Origin of the sequence: Phaeocystidibacter luteus (assembly GCF_008933115.1) — a bacterium.
GTDB lineage: Bacteria > Bacteroidota > Bacteroidia > Flavobacteriales > Schleiferiaceae > Phaeocystidibacter > Phaeocystidibacter luteus.
Genome location: NZ_WBVO01000001.1, coordinates 639226 through 655367, shown reverse-complemented (window position 1 = coordinate 655367; position 16142 = coordinate 639226). Strand labels below are relative to the sequence as shown.

At 45.7% G+C, this 16142-nt stretch carries 19 protein-coding genes; 8 read left to right on the top strand and 11 right to left on the bottom strand.

The genetic code is table 11. The features are described 5' to 3' along the window. The first annotated feature begins 1 nt into the window (after position 1). The 4 genes from F8C67_RS02965 (at position 2) to F8C67_RS02950 (ending at position 3140) form a co-directional block, all read left to right on the top strand. Positions 2-913: a Ppx/GppA phosphatase family protein gene (locus tag F8C67_RS02965; RefSeq protein WP_151666300.1), complete on the top strand. Its 912-nt coding sequence runs from the start codon at positions 2-4 to the stop codon at positions 911-913. 86 nt (positions 914-999) lie between these two features. Continuing rightward, positions 1000-1320, top strand: a complete 321-nt coding sequence (locus F8C67_RS02960) for a thioredoxin family protein (protein WP_151666299.1) — start codon at positions 1000-1002, stop codon at positions 1318-1320. Further along, entirely contained in the window at positions 1317-1556 is a 240-nt protein-coding gene (locus tag F8C67_RS02955; RefSeq protein WP_151666298.1) for a DUF6952 family protein, read from the top strand. Before F8C67_RS02960 ends, F8C67_RS02955 begins: the two co-directional genes overlap by 4 nt. A 1035-nt stretch (positions 1557-2591) precedes the next feature. Further along, entirely contained in the window at positions 2592-3140 is a 549-nt protein-coding gene (locus tag F8C67_RS02950) for a YceI family protein (protein ID WP_151666297.1), read from the top strand. Positions 3141-3198: 58 nt separating this feature from the next. Here the strand turns inward: F8C67_RS02950 and F8C67_RS02945 are convergent, their stop codons facing one another. Further along, positions 3199-3663: an acyl-CoA thioesterase gene (locus F8C67_RS02945; RefSeq protein WP_170266339.1), complete on the bottom strand. Its 465-nt coding sequence runs from the start codon at positions 3661-3663 to the stop codon at positions 3199-3201. A 54-nt stretch (positions 3664-3717) separates the two neighbouring features. Between F8C67_RS02945 and F8C67_RS02940 the strand changes: the two genes are divergently transcribed. Then, positions 3718-4884 (top strand): alpha/beta hydrolase-fold protein, encoded by a 1167-nt coding sequence (locus tag F8C67_RS02940; protein WP_151666296.1) that lies wholly within the window; start codon positions 3718-3720, stop codon positions 4882-4884. A gap of 196 nt (positions 4885-5080) precedes the next feature. Here the strand turns inward: F8C67_RS02940 and tpx are convergent, their stop codons facing one another. After that, the gene (tpx, locus tag F8C67_RS02935) at positions 5081-5581 is read right to left on the bottom strand and encodes a thiol peroxidase (protein WP_151666295.1); all 501 of its coding nucleotides are present in this window, start codon (positions 5579-5581) and stop codon (positions 5081-5083) included. A gap of 33 nt (positions 5582-5614) precedes the next feature. Next, the gene (locus tag F8C67_RS02930; protein ID WP_151666294.1) at positions 5615-6529 is read right to left on the bottom strand and encodes a patatin-like phospholipase family protein; all 915 of its coding nucleotides are present in this window, start codon (positions 6527-6529) and stop codon (positions 5615-5617) included. A 93-nt stretch (positions 6530-6622) separates the two neighbouring features. Between F8C67_RS02930 and F8C67_RS02925 the strand changes: the two genes are divergently transcribed. Then, on the top strand, positions 6623-7609 hold the full coding sequence (locus F8C67_RS02925) for an aldose epimerase family protein (RefSeq protein WP_151666293.1): 987 nt from the start codon (positions 6623-6625) through the stop codon (positions 7607-7609). 56 nt (positions 7610-7665) lie between these two features. Here F8C67_RS02925 and F8C67_RS02920 read toward each other — a convergent pair whose 3' ends face one another. The 7 genes from F8C67_RS02920 to F8C67_RS02890 all read right to left on the bottom strand — a co-directional run bounded on the left by F8C67_RS02920 (position 7666) and on the right by F8C67_RS02890 (position 12712). Continuing rightward, positions 7666-8295 carry a peroxiredoxin gene (locus F8C67_RS02920; protein WP_151666292.1) on the bottom strand — a complete coding sequence of 210 codons (630 nt, stop codon included), beginning with the start codon at positions 8293-8295 and terminating at the stop codon, positions 7666-7668. Between the two features lie 155 nt (positions 8296-8450). After that, positions 8451-9146, bottom strand: coding sequence for a ZIP family metal transporter (locus tag F8C67_RS02915; RefSeq protein ID WP_151666291.1), 696 nt, complete (start codon positions 9144-9146; stop codon positions 8451-8453). A gap of 108 nt (positions 9147-9254) precedes the next feature. Continuing rightward, positions 9255-10031 (bottom strand): sulfite exporter TauE/SafE family protein, encoded by a 777-nt coding sequence (locus F8C67_RS02910; protein ID WP_170266338.1) that lies wholly within the window; start codon positions 10029-10031, stop codon positions 9255-9257. A gap of 65 nt (positions 10032-10096) precedes the next feature. Then, entirely contained in the window at positions 10097-10438 is a 342-nt protein-coding gene (locus F8C67_RS02905; protein ID WP_151666289.1) for a hypothetical protein, read from the bottom strand. Between the two features lie 43 nt (positions 10439-10481). Continuing rightward, entirely contained in the window at positions 10482-11159 is a 678-nt protein-coding gene (locus F8C67_RS02900; RefSeq protein ID WP_151666288.1) for a hypothetical protein, read from the bottom strand. Positions 11160-11196: 37 nt separating this feature from the next. Then, complete coding sequence (locus tag F8C67_RS02895; protein WP_170266337.1) at positions 11197-11925, bottom strand: alpha/beta fold hydrolase; 729 nt, start codon at positions 11923-11925, stop codon at positions 11197-11199. A 52-nt stretch (positions 11926-11977) separates the two neighbouring features. Next, positions 11978-12712 carry a DUF1028 domain-containing protein gene (locus tag F8C67_RS02890; protein WP_170266336.1) on the bottom strand — a complete coding sequence of 245 codons (735 nt, stop codon included), beginning with the start codon at positions 12710-12712 and terminating at the stop codon, positions 11978-11980. A 52-nt stretch (positions 12713-12764) separates the two neighbouring features. Between F8C67_RS02890 and F8C67_RS02885 the strand changes: the two genes are divergently transcribed. Then, positions 12765-14177, top strand: coding sequence for a serine hydrolase (locus F8C67_RS02885; RefSeq protein ID WP_151666285.1), 1413 nt, complete (start codon positions 12765-12767; stop codon positions 14175-14177). Here F8C67_RS02885 and F8C67_RS02880 read toward each other — a convergent pair. Continuing rightward, complete coding sequence (locus tag F8C67_RS02880; protein ID WP_151666284.1) at positions 14164-14826, bottom strand: DUF1361 domain-containing protein; 663 nt, start codon at positions 14824-14826, stop codon at positions 14164-14166. The genes F8C67_RS02885 and F8C67_RS02880 overlap by 14 nt on opposite strands. 159 nt (positions 14827-14985) lie before the next feature. On the opposite strand from F8C67_RS02880, the gene F8C67_RS02875 reads away from it, so the two are divergent. Beyond that, positions 14986-16134, top strand: coding sequence for a THUMP domain-containing class I SAM-dependent RNA methyltransferase (locus tag F8C67_RS02875; protein ID WP_151666283.1), 1149 nt, complete (start codon positions 14986-14988; stop codon positions 16132-16134). The last annotated feature ends 8 nt before the right edge of the window (positions 16135-16142 follow it).

Here is a 16142-nt window from a genome sequence, read left to right as displayed (position 1 = left end):
CATGAAGTTAAAGAAGTTAGCGGCCATTGATATAGGATCGAACTCCATTCGACTCCTCATTACGAACGTAATTCACGAGCCATCGAAGAATTACACGTATTACAAGAAATCGAGCATGACACGTCTGCCGATTCGTCTAGGTGCCGACTCTTTCACAAAAGGGAAAATCTCCGAGGCCAATCGAAAGCGCATGCTTGAAGCGATGGTTGCGTATCGCGCAATTATGGATGTGCATGGAGTACAAGACTTTCGTGCCTGTGCTACGAGTGCCATGCGCGAAGCAAGTAATGGCGATTTAGTTGTTGAGCAGGTCAAGAAGCAAACGGGTATTGAAATTGAGATCATCGATGGGATGGAGGAAGCTCGACTCATCTTTGAATCAAAGATGTTTGATAGACTTGAGCCAGAGGAGGACCGATTTCTTTACATCGACGTCGGTGGTGGATCTACCGAGCTAACCGTCTTAGAGAACAGAGAAATCGTTGTGTCAAGAAGCTTTAAGATTGGAACGGTACGCCTGCTCAATGAGATGGACGATCCAGCGGAGTGGAAGGAGATGAAGAAGTGGATTGAAGCGAATGTGAAACCAGGCGACGATTTAGCCATTATAGCTTCTGGGGGTAATATCAATAAGCTTCATAAAATGAGTGGTCGCAAGCTCACAGAACCACTTACCATGCGCTACCTGAATAGTCAGGATAAGCTTCTTTCATCTTATACTAGAGATGAAAGGGTTACGGAGTTGGGGTTGAACTTCGACCGGGCTGATGTAATTGTCCATGCGCTTCGCATTTATAAGACGGTAATGCAGTGGAGTCACGCCAAACATATGTACGTGCCTAAAATTGGTGTGAGTGATGGTATTGTTCGCGATCTCTATCACAGAAAGTACCGTCGCAGAATTGAAAAATAGGCGTGATAGATTTCACCTATCAACCTTTAAATAGCATTGATTGAAGTCGAATTACCTTTGTCTTGTAAAAGAAAACAAGCAAAGCAATGGTACATCAGGTTGACGATAAAGTATTCGACGAGCAAATCAATAAAGGAGGAATTGTAGCTGTAAAGTACTATGCCGATTGGTGTGGTTCATGTAAGCTCTTCTCTCCAAAATTCCGCAGAGTTTCTGAAGAAGAGGAGATGCAGGGAATAACGTTTTTGGACGTTAATGCCGAGCAAAATGAGGCTGCACGAAAGAGAGCAGGGGTAGACAACCTGCCATTCTTGGCGGTCTTTAAGGATGGGGAATTGATTGAAGGCAGCGCGACCAGCAAAGAGGAATATTTGCGCAAGATGATTGATAAAGCACAGCAGTCATGAAAATCCCAGCAATCCGAAAGTTGGTAAAGACGTATAGCTTGGAGGAGCTACTTCAAGCTGAGGCTGATATACTAGAAGAGAAAACTCCTTCGATTGAAGTGGAAGGAGACGATGAGGGTGAACAATTGACACACCTAATCGGTTCCATAGAAATACTAAGAAACATTGACAATGGAATGAAAGAGTCGGAAGCACTGCGAGCTTTCACTCTGAGGGTTAGGAACTCCATTAGTTAGTAGGTTGTTTTTCATAGCTGAAATCCCCGCTCACAAGGCGGGGATTTTATTTTTTGACAAGGTCAGGTCAAACTTTGGCCTTCAGTCTCACGCCTGAAGCGCGCCGCCTTCCGCCTGCGGCCTATGTGCAGCAAGCATGACGCTATCGCCCTGATGCACATCGGATGCCTGATGCCTACTGCCCACGGCCTGCAAGTCTGAAACCTCTCGCCGAAAGCTCGTAACCTACGGCGCGAAACTGAATGCCTGATACCGAGCTTCGTTTCGGGGACTGAAACCCCGCCCCAGTCTCAAGTTACGTCTGTTGGTCGATATGAGTCGTGTGTTTTACGTTTACAATCGGCTAGATTTTCACAATGATCGATGTCCACCAGATGTCCCTTTCAGAAGTACACGCTTGTTAATCATTTATCCGAACTTGAGACCGGGGAGGGGCTAACCAGCCCCTATAGCCCCAAAAGATTCGTCATCCAACACAACTGACTTCTTGCAGGACTTTCTTGCAATTGCGCCGATGATTCCCATCATTCACCTCATAGGCTCTGACTAGCGAGACTTTTCCTTACAGTCAGTCCCGAATCGAGCGCGTTTTTCGGATTCGTCTTTCATTCGGCACACTAGTCAGACCCTCCAACCCTCTCCCGAATCGGCTCTGCCTCTCGGGATTTCTCCTTTCAGTCGGAACATCAGTCTGCCAGTCTAACCCTCTGGCCCTCCAACCCTCTAACCCTCTCCCGAATCGGCTCTGCCTCTCGGGATTCCTCCTTTCAGTCGGAACATCAGTCTGCCAGTCTAACCCTCTGGCCCTCCAACCCTCTAACCCTCTCCCGAATCGGCTCTGCCTCTCGGGATTCCTCCTTTCAGTCGGAACATCAGTCTGCCAGTCTAACCCTCTGGCCATCCAACCCTCTAACCCTCCATGCCCCTCTATCCCCACTTCAACAAAATCTATCACCCATACACTTTGATGTTTAAACATTGTTTATATATTTGTTGTAACATTGATTCAAGGGAATTAATCTAAATCCAATAGATATGAGCACTATGAAATGGACAATTGACGCATCACACACCAACATTCACTTCAAGGCGAAGCACTTGATGATTACCACCGTTACTGGCGAGTTCGGTACCATTGAGGGATCAGTAGAAACCGAAGGAGAAGATTTCTCTACCGGTAAGTTCTACTTCGAAGCCGATGTTGCTAGTGTTAGCACAGGGAGTACCGACCGTGACAATCACCTTCGCAGCGATGACTTCTTCAATGCAGAAGAGTATCCAAAGTTGACCTTCAGAGGAACAGAGATCAGCAATGTAAGTGGCAATGAGTTTGATTTAACTGGTGACATGACCATCCGCGACGTGACCAAGCCAGTTACCATTCGCGTTGAAGTGGGTGGAGTAGCAGTAGACCCATGGGGTAACACCAAAGCAGGGTTTGCATTCAAAGGTTCTTTGAACCGTAAAGATTTCGGTTTGAAGTTTCACGTAGTGAACGAAGCGGGAAATCTTCTCGTAAGCGACGAAATCAAGTTAGACGGCGAAGTACAACTCGCTGCTGTGACAGAAACCGTTGAAGCTTAGAGTTCATCACAAACAGTTTCATAAGGGTTGAGAAGGTCGGCATTTTGCCGGCCTTTTCTCATTTTGGACTCTTGCTCGTGGCAATCCATTCGAAATCTTCCGATCTCGGAAGTACCTCTAAACCATTTTCTATGGCCTCAGGTGGAAGGGTCAATTTTCGCTTCACCGTATCCATCCATGCTCCATTCAAGGTTAAAACGGCGCAAAGGGTGCCGTCCGCTTTCATGAACCGATGTCTGAAAGCAAAGCGCTCCAAGTCCTTCGACAATCCAATTATTTCAAAGTCCATGTAAATTTCGTCTCCAAAGTGAATCTCTTTTCTAAAGACGCATTCCTCCTTGAATAGTACTGGACCTACCTTCTCCTTGGCAAAAACTGCGAGGGTTAATCCAATTTTATTTAGGACCTCAGTTCGCATTTGTGCGCCGAAGTCATAGTACACAGAATGACGGAGGTGGAAGTTCGGGTCAATATCGCTCCAACGTAAGTCTAAGCGCTTCTTCTCACGGATGATTTCAGACATTTCTCGTAATTTGATTTCAAGTTACGCAGGCTTCACTTCCTAACCAAGCATAATATGTTTCGAGTGTCTTTTCTTTTTGTTCTAGCCTTTGCAACACTAATCTCCTGCAAAGATGCTTCGAAAGTTAGTGTTATCGTTGAGGTTGAGGGAGTCCCTGATTCAGCAACCGCCTTTATTACCGGTAATTCTGATGCTTTGGGAAACTGGAATCCTTCGCAAGTGGAGCTGATAAAAGACGATAGTTTTCACGTTGTTCACTTTACGCTGGACACTTCAGAGGTAGTGGAATTCAAAATCACACTCGGGTCATGGGAGACGGAGGGACGCCTTGGCGACGGATCAGCACCTCCAAACGTTTCGTTTAAAGCGGATAAAGACACGATCATCCATTTGCGTTATTCATCATGGACAGCCCCGCCCGTAGAATCTACCGTTGTGGGGGTTCTAGATATCATCGAATTACCGTTTCCGAATGAGGATTTTCCAACGAGGAAAATTCGTGTTTGGAGACCTTATGCCGCTGATTACAAGAGGTACAGAACACTCTATATGGCAGACGGACAAAATTTGTTCGATGCGGCAACGGCAAATATGGGAGAGGAGTGGAAGATTGACGAATCGATGAAGGAGCTGAAGGATTATAATATGTCTATCGTTGTCGGCATAGATAACTCACCTCTAAGGATGAAGGAATATCTGGACACCCCCGAGGGAGAGGTGTACCGCAAATGGGTAGTAGAAGTTGTGGTTCCTTATGTAGATGAGCATTATTCGACAATTCCCGGTGCATTTAACCGGCTATTGGGTGGATCGAGTGCTGGTGGTACCGTGAGTCTGCTTCTTCATCGAAGAGAATCTAAAACATTCGGTGGAGGTGCGTTGTGTTTTTCTCCAGCCGTGTACTATCAAGGAGAGGAGACTCAAATCGACTTAATCCCCTCATTTAGAAGTAGCAATAAAGCTCCCATTTATTTTGATATGGGAGGTTTGGGAGTTGATTCCGTTCTAAAACCGGGGCTTGATATGCTCACGGATTCACTCGATGCTTTTGGCTGGACAGAAGATAATAAGTGGTACAAGTACGAGTACTTTCCAGAGGATGACCACAACGAGATGGCATGGCGAGGTCGATTCAAAGACGCGTACACTTGGTATAATCAGACGTTAAAGGTCTACATGAAGGCGGTACATTTTACGAATGCTGCGGAAGATAACCACTGAACGTGGATTTAGCAGATTACTCGGCTGCCTTCAAGAGGTCCACATCACGTTAGTCAAAAAAAAAATCCCAACATCTCTGCCGGGATTTTTTATGAGAATTCTATCGCGTCGCGCAATTGCGATAATTGGTGTTTCTCATTTTCAACACCTATATAACGCGGCGATTACCCAGATGGTTTGGGTGGAGATGTCAAATTTATCCTAAGGCCGCCGTTGCAGCGTCATAGTTCGGCTCCGTTGTGATTTCGGGAACGAGTTCCGTATACACTACTTCGTGGTTCTCGTTAAGCACAACTACTGCACGAGCGAGTAGTCCAGCCATCGGTCCATCGGCTAATTCCACACCGTAGTTATCCATAAACTGGGTGTTGCGAATTTGTGATACACTTACTACGCCTTCAATTCCTTCAGCACCGCAGAATCGGTTGTGAGCAAAAGGAAGATCACGTGAAACGCAGAGCACGACTGTGTTGTCAAGCTTCGCGGATTCTTCGTTGAACTTGCGTACACTTGCTGCACATATTCCAGTGTCGACACTCGGGAAGATATTCAGGACAATCTTTTTCCCTTTGAAATTATCTAGAGACACATCGCTGAGGTCCATTTGAGTGAGCGTAAAATCAGGAGCCACAGTTCCCACTGTTGGAAGTTCTCCTTTCAATTGAACCGGATTGCCTTTTAATGCTGTTGTTGCCATAGTTTCATTTAGTTTATATCGAAACGTCTTATTCTATTGATTGTTCTCGAATTCGTCAATCGCTTTCATCGCCAAAGTTCTGCCCGCATCGATGAGCTTTTCGCCCAAGTAGAAGTCAAATGTGCTGGCTGACTTTCTTGGTATTTGAATGAATATTTCGGGCTTAAATTGCTCCATAGCCAGTTGGGCCACGCGGTCTTGCATCATTTCAAAAGAAGCATTCAGAATGCCTAAGTAGTTCTTTTTTACGTGACTAGTGTCTTTTTCGCTTTCACCGTTAAACGGCCACCAATCACCGATTCTATCCTTAATGGATTCCAAGAATTTATTTTGCTCCTTGTCTTCTGTAGGTTGCGACTTCGGGTTCGCCATAGGAAGTTCATCGTCCACTAAGGCATTCAAATCAACCGCCACCATGATATCGTCATCCGTACGTTTTACTCTGTTGACAGGGAGGGGATTGACCACACCACCGTCTACCAGGATTCTATTGTCCTGCATCACGGGTGTCAGCACCGATGGAATTGCCACGGATGCGCGTATAGCCGACCATAAGTCGCCTTCTGTAAAGACGACCTCTTCTTGGTTTTCAAGGTCAACCGCCACAGCGCTAAAGGGAATCTTTAGATCTTCAATTTTCTCAACGCCTACAAACCGCTTCATTTCTTCGAACACTCTTTCGCCCTTGATGAAACCGTGGGAACTAAGCGTGAAATCCATCAATCCGAATACCTTTCGGCGGTCTAGGGATATGATCCATTTCTTGTAATCTTCCATAGACCCTGCTGCATAGACACCAGCAATTACGGCCCCAATGCTGGCACCGGATATCGAAGTGATTTTGTAACCTCTCTCTTCTAGCGCTTCTATCACACCTATGTGAGCTAGGCCTCTGGCACCGCCACTTCCCAGAACTAATGCGACATTCTTTTTGGTGGAATCTGACATGGAATTTTGTTTGAGGAAAGATAACAAGTTATATACACTGAGCTTTCAGTTGAATCAAAAAGATTCTCCTAACTTGAACATAAATTTTCGAGTATGAACGCACAAGTTAAGTCGCTCGGGCGATCTAAAACAGAAAGAGAAATCAAGGTGATTACCCTTTCAGCGGGAACTTCATCTGCTGAAATTTGGACGCACGGCGGCCGATTACACAAGCTCGAAATTCAAGTAGGGAAGAAGCTGCAAAGCATTGTGGTTTCTCCCTCAGATCCCGTTTCGAAACCATCTTTTGCTGGTGCTTCAGTAGGACGTGTAGCAAACATCATCAAACGGGCGCAGTTCGAATTTCAGGGTAAGAAGTATTCCTTAGAGGATAACTTCAATGGCGACCATATTCACGGCGGTACGAGAGGATTTCACTCGAGAAACTGGGAGGTCGCGGATATTCGTCCAGATCAAGCAATGGTGCGTTTGTATACCAGAATTAGCACCGAGGAGGATAGTTATCCTGGAATGTTAGAGGTGACATTGACCTATCGACTGGAGGAGAATGCGCTTCACACAGAATTTCGTGCACAATCCTCGCACAATACGTTGTTCGCTCCAACACTGCATCCATTTTTCAATCTTTCTGGTGCCCGAAATATCAACGATCATAAGCTCACCATTCCGCTACAGTATTTCCAGAAACTCGAAGATGGGGTTCCAAAGGGTAGGCCCGTAGCGGTGAAAGGATGGAACGACCTGACCAAAGGCTCGAAGTTGGAATCTATCCTGACTGGGCCGCGAACGGATATCTTGAATCTTTGCTGGATTAGAGATGGATTGCCTAGTACCGAACACCTCTGTAGTTTATCAGCTGGTAACGGTGTGAATCTCCATATACACAGCAGCATGCCCGCCTTGCAAGTGTACACTAGCAACACCATGAAGGAAGACGGGCTTCGTGCCTTCTCTGGGATTGCGTTGGAACCCGAGTATCCACCTGATTCGGCAAATCGCGTGATGAAGAACCGCATTGGTCTTTTCGCTGGCGATGCTCGTATGGAGCGTATCATTTACAAATGGGATATAGCCAAATAAAAAATCCCCGCCACTAGGGCAGGGATCTATTCTGAGACGATTGCTCCTTTGAGCTATTAGTTCTTGCTCAAGTAGTCTGCAATGCCGTCATGTGTGGCAGTCAAACCTTCAGAACCTTTGTTCCAGTTTGCCGGACATACTTCGCCTTTTTCTTCGAAGAACTGAAGCGCGTCGATCATGCGAAGAGCCTCATCTACGTTACGACCCAATGGAAGGTCATTCACCAACTGGTGACGAACAACTCCCTCGGTGTCAATTAGGAAAAGACCGCGGTATGCAACCAATTCTCCTTCAGCTACAAGCTCGTCGTTCTCGTTGTATCCCCACTGACCTGCTAGTACGTCGTAGTTGTGAGAGATAGTCTTGTTGGTGTCAGCCACGATTGGATAAGTGATACCTTGGATACCACCATTGTCCTTTGAAAGCTGCAACCATCCCCAGTGAGACTGCTCAGTGTCAGTAGAAACGGCAATTACTTCAACATTACGGCTCTTGAATTCGTCAAGCTTAGCTTGGAAAGCGTGCAATTCTGTTGGACACACGAAAGTGAAATCTTTCGGGTAGAAGAAGAGCACTACATATTTGCCACGGAACTGTGAAAGAGAAAAGTTCTCTACAATCTCTTCACCGTTGATTACAGCGGCAGCGTTAAAATCAGGGGCTTGTTTTCCAACTAGTACAGCCATGATAATCTATTTACGGGTTATAAATTCATTTTTGCTGACACAAAGATACGCCGACTCTATGTCCATTTCATCATGCACACATTATTTGTATCTATACCTTGATAAGGTGTCTTGATGAAGTCTCGAATAAGTCTCGAGTATGTCTTGACGCAACCCTAGTGCTGTATAGTAATCCAAGCTAGCACCGCACCTGTAATCACCACAACGAGCTTTCTCACATTGAATTTGTGGTCTTTGCTCGACTCGTACAAGATGGTCGTGCTTACGTGAAGGAAAATACCAATCACAAAGGCATTGATCTCCGGCATCCATTCCTGAATGCTCGGGAAGTATGACATGGTAATGCTTCCCAATGGAGCCATTGCAGAGAAGAGGAGCATCGAAGACCATAGTTTCATCCCGGATACATTCGCCTCGCGCAGCAACAAGTACAGCACCATGGCTACAGGAACCTTGTGTAACGCTACAGCGATGACGAAGCCACGCAAGCTAACATCGTCCATTCCGAAGGTTGGAAGACCTTCTAAAAAAGCGTGTACAAAGAGTCCGACGAAAATTCCAACAGGAAGTGCCCCTCGCATGACGTCGCTGCTGTGGTGGTGACCATGTTCAACTCCGCGAGAGAGGAAATCCATTAAGAATTGAGAAATGAAGCCAATCAAAATGAAGAGGCCCGGCATGTGACTATGCCCTTCGTAAAGCTCCGGAATCAGATGAAGAACGCTTACAGAAAACAGGAATGCCCCACTGAAAGCAAGCAAAATACTCGTTCCCAAGCTGGCATTCTTTCGTATGACAGAGGCGAGAAGTACTCCAACCCAAACAGAGAGGAAAAATACGAGTGCTGGCATCAATTCAAGTTCTGGATGTGTCGTGTAGACGTGCAGTCGTGCTCGGTCTTACGACAGAAGTGCGAATATAACACCCTTTTTGCAATGGAGTTGCGTTTTCAGATTCAATTAAAACTCGAACCAAGGAGTGAAAATCTTGAGTAACGCGAAAATGATGATGCCAATCAAAATATAGCGTATGTATTGGTTGGCCTTGGGATGATATAGGACATAGCGGGTTCCGAACCATGCACCAATTGATGCGCCGATCGCCAATGCTATGCCGGGAAGCCAAACAATATCTCCAGATAAGAGGTAGATGATGAATGCTGGAATAATGAGGATAAAGGCCAAGAGTAGTTTGATGATATTGGCATCTTTAAGGCTGAATTTGGCGCTTAGGACTAAGGCCGCGAGCATCATGATGCCAATCCCCATCTGAATGAAGCCACCATAAAACCCAATGATGAACATCAATATCCAGTTTAATGGAGTCTTTCTTTCCTTCTTGGCATCCGTAGAAATGAGCCACTTTTTAGGTTGAAGAACCAATGTTCCCAAGAGGAGAATCATAAAAATTCCAATGATGATCTCCAATGTACCATCATCGATTTCAACAGCCAGCAATGCGCCACCAATAGAGCCAAGAATGGTTGGTAAAAAGTACCAAGAACTGTGTTTGAGAAGTATGAGGGTGCGCTTAGAGCGCTTTAAGCTAACGAGAGAGGTGAAGGTTTGAAAGAGAACGCCAATACGGTTCGTCGCATTGGCAACCGTAGCGTCCATACCTGTAGTGAGGAGCAAGGTCAGTGTAATAGCCGAACCATTACCTGCTAGGGTGTTGATAATTCCAGCTAGAAATCCTCCGCCAATAAACAGGGGCCAATCCCATCCTCCAAAATCCATTGTGCAAAGGTACATTGGAAGTATGGATGGCAGAACCTGTTGTTGGCAAAGAATAAATTATCACATTATTTCTTAGATCGAGTGGTCTCTTGAATGCGAAGCGGTCTTTCTGGTTCCGAAAGCTCTTCTTCACGAACTTCAGTAGCTCTTTCCATAACTTCCTCTACTTCGGCTGAACGCGGAGCAGTTGGAGCCTTCGGCGGAGAAACTACAGTTGGAGAAGTGGTGCTCGCTTTCGGAGCTCGGGCAGGTGTTGCAGGCTGTGCAGGTTGCTCTGGCTGCTCTGGTTCTTCAACTTGCATCGTTCTTTGAGCAGGTAACGTATTCGACTCGCCCGTTTCGTTCGACTGTGCGAAGGCAATCATTCCGCTAAAAAGCAAGATGCCTGTAATCATTGTCTTTTTCATAATTGAGTTTTTTGTTGATGCTACACAATGTTCTTGCCAAGTGTTAGAAGCTCACTTTATTCGCGAAAGATTGCCCTTCACTTTCTGGACGGAAGATGTAGTAGCGTAATTGAGTTGATTTGCCATCCGCACTGAGCGTGTAGTTGGCGTTGCTGACATTGTCAATTCGATTGGAAAACTCCATCACCACATTGTAGCTCATGTCACCAAAAATCATCGATGGATCCATACCCTCCATATCGGGATTGTCCATCATTTCCGATTTCATTTGAGCTACATGAGTTTGCTCCGATGTCCTTTCAATAGATCTCCCGTTTTTCTTGTAAAAAACAGGTCGTTCTGAAATTTCACCTTCCTCCATAATATGCGCGATGCCCGCATTCAGTGCGTCAATATCATCAAAGTCGAAAAGCGTTCGTACTACAAAGTTCTCTTCGTCAGCCTCAACTCGAGCATTCGAAACACCACGCACTCCTTCAAGTTTTGCTTTTTGCTCTCGGATATCTTGCTCAATTCCTTCCATTGGATTTTCGGTACCAGCTAGGCTATCTGGATCCATGCCCATTGCAATCATCATCTGCTTCATCTGGCCCATGTCAATCGTCAGGGAAAAAGTTCCACTGTAATCGCTGTTAAATTTGGCCTTCTCCGTGATTTCAATGCAGCTAGAAAGCCCAATGGCTAGTACAGCTAGGAGGGCAAGTTTGAATGTCTTTTTCATATTGATTAGTGTTTTTACCAAAGTACTAAATGTTCATTTACAGCTGTTTATTGCCTAACTCAATTAGGAGTGGAATGATGTCTAATGCTCTCTCCTTATGAATGGCGTGCGTTGCTTCCATCTGCAAGTGAACTGATTCAGGGTGTTCGTTTAGATAGTCTTCGTGATACTCCCAAAAGTCCCACTGAGTTGCGGATAGTATGATTACTGGGATGGTGTCCGGAGCTGCCAAGCCGCGGACATACGCTCTGTTCGAAAGGTAAGCGTCCCATTCGGCAACGTCTCCTTCAGGTGATTCCGACATTGCCTCGTCTCCAAACGAGATGAAGTCTTCCATTTCTTCGTCCGTGTATTCGTCGTAGAGTCTGTCCGGACTTGGGTCTATTAAAACTAGCCCCACGACTTCTTCGGGATAGGAGTCCGTGAAATACCTACTGACATAGCTTCCCATAGAATGTCCAACAAGTAGGTAAGGTGGAGAAAGTCCGCGTTCCGAAAGTTCGCTTCTCAACTCTTCTACCATTTGAGGAATGCTTCGTGGAGCATCTGTAGGTAGTGATTGACCGATTCCCGCGCGATCATATGTGAATAGGGTGAAGGAGCCTTTGAGGGAATCGATGTATGAATCCCATTCGTCATGCGTTCCGGCCATGCCACTTTCAAAAATGATTGTGATTTCGCCTTTTCCAGTGACCTCTGAGTAAATACTGTCTGCTTGGGAGTAGCCAAGCCATGGGAATGCAAGGAAGAATATCCATTTGAACATGACGGGAAAGTACGCGCTATGTCGATAGCTCATTGTTATCGTCATGCTAAAATTACTGTTCCATCGCTTCGTCGAACTTCTTTCGCAATTCGGTAATGGGTTCGATTTTATCTCCAGCTTTGGTAATTACTTGCAGTTTTAATGAAGGTTCCCCAGGCTCATCATCTGGTGCGGCCACCTTTACAAAGGCGAATAGTGAAGAGCTCTCGTTTTCCGAGCATCTTGAATCAGCACCCACAATTTTGGCCCCTTCCAAGGCAGCCATGAGTTTTTCGGCAAGGCTTCCTTCTGTAGAATTGAAGTTCTCTTCCATCTTCTCCAAGACTTCTGGTCCAAGTAATATGTTCCCCTGAATGGCATAATTCTCACCTACGATGTGGTTTGCATAATCCATGTTCTGAGCACCCGTATAACCTTCCGATTGTGGCTCGCCATCTACAAAGGCGACTATCCCATATTGGCGAACCTCGGGAGTGTCGTTCACATCATTCAAATGCAACCAAGTAATCACTTCAGTGGGAGTAAATTCCTGTTGTAAAAGTTCCTTTGCGTTCGCTTGGTTTGTAGAGTCGTAGTAGGCTTGGGTGTTCATCGCAAACATGCCAGGCATCAACACACCTAGAAAACTGGCGTCTTCAATTCCGTATTCTGCGAGATCCACACAAGAGGCTCCTGCAGCTCCCACTTCACCTGTTTCAGGGTCTATAGCAACAATAGAAAAAGTATCCTGAGCAATGGATGCTGCACTCGCTAGGACTAGCAGTAGGAGTAGTTTGAGTCGACGCATGTCGTATGTGTTTGATTTTGAGTACCTTGTCATCAACTAACCGCCACCTATCATGAAACAATTCCTCGCTCTTTGCGCTGGGCTAGTCTTGTCTACAGGAGTACTAGCACAAATCGATTCATCATTTGCCGCCATTCTTCAAAGTGAAATTGACTCCAGAAGAACGGCTGCCGGTATCACGGGTATCGAATTTACAATTATTCTAGATGGAGGTTGTAGGTGGACCACCACCTCTGGTTTGGGTACTTCAGGAAACCCAATTGATACTAGCCTCTATTTTACAATTGGAAGCGTTTCGAAATCAATGACCGCCTCGCTTATTCTTCTCTTGCAGGAAGACGGCTTGTTGGATATTGATGATCCCATCGGCATGCATATCGACACAGATGAGTTACTCTATGTGGATAGTACAGAAACCATCAGACAACTTTTGAATCATACCTCAACCATTTCCAATAACTGGGGAGACAATCCCACAACACCATTATGGCAGGCGGTATGGGCGGATAGAGACAGTGTTTGGAGTTGGCGAGATGCCTTAGACTCAGTGTACATGCTTCCCAAGGTTTCCAACCCTAATCGCGATCACAAGTACAACGCGTTCACAACGTACTCGATTTTGGGGATGATCATCGAAGAGGTTTCAGGAAACACTTACGAGCAAGAAGCGCAAACCCGACTGTTCACGCCTCTGGGGATGTCAAACTCAGTGATATTCACAAATGGCCTGAGTATGAGTCAGCTGAATGGTGTGTATGCCAACGGCCAGGATCGAAGTACTTGGTCGCATACTTCATACCTAACAACTAGAGGCGGAGGTGGCTCCTGGGCTGGAAATTCAAGCGATGCTGCTACATTTATCCGTGCGCTGCACACCGGACAAGTTATTTCTGCCTCAAATTTGGCTGACATGCACACGAAGGTGGATAACGCACCTGTGGTTCTTCCCGGAACTTGCAACGGGACCGTTGAAGTGAACTACGGTTTGGGAACAAACATTTGGGAATTTAGGGGGGCAGATACCTCCATCTATTATGGTCACGGAGGAAATGGATTGGGTATGAATATCCTCATGCACAGTGCAGACTATGGGTATACCATGGCCATACTTGGAAACGATTTCGAAAAGGTGAACGAGGTAGGCCTCATGTCCATCGAGCTTGGTTGCGTTATTGAAAATGCATTGAGCAGTTACTCCTGTAGCATTGGCAGTGAAGAGTGGGAACAGTCGTTCTTTATGGCGTATCCTAACCCGGGGTCAGATGTCCTCAACGTGAACTGGGGTACAGAGATAGAAAGCGGCGAACTAATAATCCTTTCAAATTCGGGAGAAACGGTGTATTCATCAACTGTACATGGCATACGAACTGAAATCAACACCGCTGGTCTTCCAATGGGAGTGTACATCATTCAATTAAATGATGGTAAGCATATTCGAACTTCAAGATGGATTAAGGCTGAGTGATAGATCGTACTTCTGATGCTGTTTTAAAGTGCTTGAAATTGTAGTACATCAGGTTTAGAAGAATGCCAAACACGATGGTCATTCCCCATGTTTGTGGATGCTCCCATGGCACAAAAACACGGTGTAACACATCGTACAGCAAGTTGCCCGGTTGATGAATGATGTCCCAACTGTTCCACCTTTGGTATCTGCCTAAATAGACTCCGAATGCAGTTATAAACAGCAAAGCAGGTATGAGAAGCTTGGTGAATCGAGCACCGATTTTATCAGCATAAATTCTCTCGAGCTTGAGCAGGCTTTTGAAACCAAATAGTATTCCCACCCATGCGTAGGTGAGAATCATGGTTAGATCGTACCAAATGGGTGCTGAATTCAAATGTCTGAGGTGGAAAAGGTCAGTCAGAATGTACGGGGCATTCGGAAAAAAGAGCAACCAAAACATGCTGAATATGACCAGTGGAGCGCGACGTTGCATCCAAGGTTTACGTTCCATATTCCAACTGATGAACCAGGGGATTCCTGCCAAGAAGAGATTCCAATTCAAGAAGATGTAACCTGCCGAACCTGTGTAGAGCATTCGCGCAATACTCAATGCAAAGCAAAGCAGAGACAATAAGGCAAAGGCCGTCCATTCGTTTCGAATATTCATAAGTTGAGATAGTTAGAGTCGAGGGGTCAACGTGAACAAGCGGGGTTTTGTGTATTCATCTTTCACATTGACAGAACTTTAACGTCGAGTGACATCGTCTGCGACTATCGTTGATTACTTCACAAAGTATGTCGAACTTCGCTATCTGATTCCCAGAATATGAAATTGAAGATATCTACGGCAGATCAGCCGCTCATCGCCAAGACTCCTTTTGGCCTAGAAACCGTGCTTGCACGTGAACTCAAGCAATTGGGTGCACGGGATATCAAGCCACTTAAGCGCGCTGTTCAGTTTACAGGCGACCTGGGATTTATCTACAAGGCAAACCTATGGGCGTCAACCGCTTTGCGAATTCTCCGTCCCATTGCCTCATTCGATATTCGAAGCCAAGATGACTATTACCGCAATCTGAAGAGCATCCCATGGGAGGATCTCTTCGACTTGAAAAAGACGATAATGGTAGATACAGTCATCTATTCAGATCATTTTTCCAACTCCCACTTCGCTTCCTTGAGAGCTAAGGATGCAGTGGTCGACAGGTTTAGCGAAAAGTTTCGTCGTCGTCCAAGTGTAGATAAAGACTATCCCGAAGTTGTTATCTCCATTCATCTTATAAAAGACAAGTGTGAGGTGTTTCTGGATAGTAGCGGACGTTCTTTGCACCGTCGCGGTTATCGCGTAGCAGTAGGACCCGCACCAATTAATGAGGTACTCGCAGCAGGTTTGTTGCGCCTATCCGGTTGGGAAGGGCATTCAACACTGTATGATCCAATGTGCGGCTCGGGTACCATGTTAACCGAAGCAGCGATTTTTGCTGACAATATTCCGGCAAATATCTACCGTAAGGATTTCAGCTTCATGCATTGGCATGACTATGATGCTGACCTGCATGCAACCATTGAGGAGTCTGCACTTAATAAGGCGAGACCTTCAAATGTGAAGATATTGGGGTCGGATCAGGACATGAGCATGCTCACCAAGGCTAAGATCAATATTGAAAAGGCTTTGTTTCAGGATAGAATTGTGGTTTGGGATCAAAATTTCATCGGTTCAACCAAGCCGGAAGAAAATGGACTCCTTATCTTCAATCCTCCGTACGATCAAAAGCTCGTTTCGGATAATATTCGCTTGTACAAACAAATTGGTGATACTCTGAAGCAAGGGTATGATGGATGGTCCGCATGGTTCATTACATCCGACTTAGAAGCGCTCAAGCATCTAGGTTTGCGCACCAAGGCAAAGATTAAAATGTACAACGGCAAGCTTGAATGTCGACTTGTAGGGCTAGACCTCTACAGCGGCAAGTAGGCTGCTCA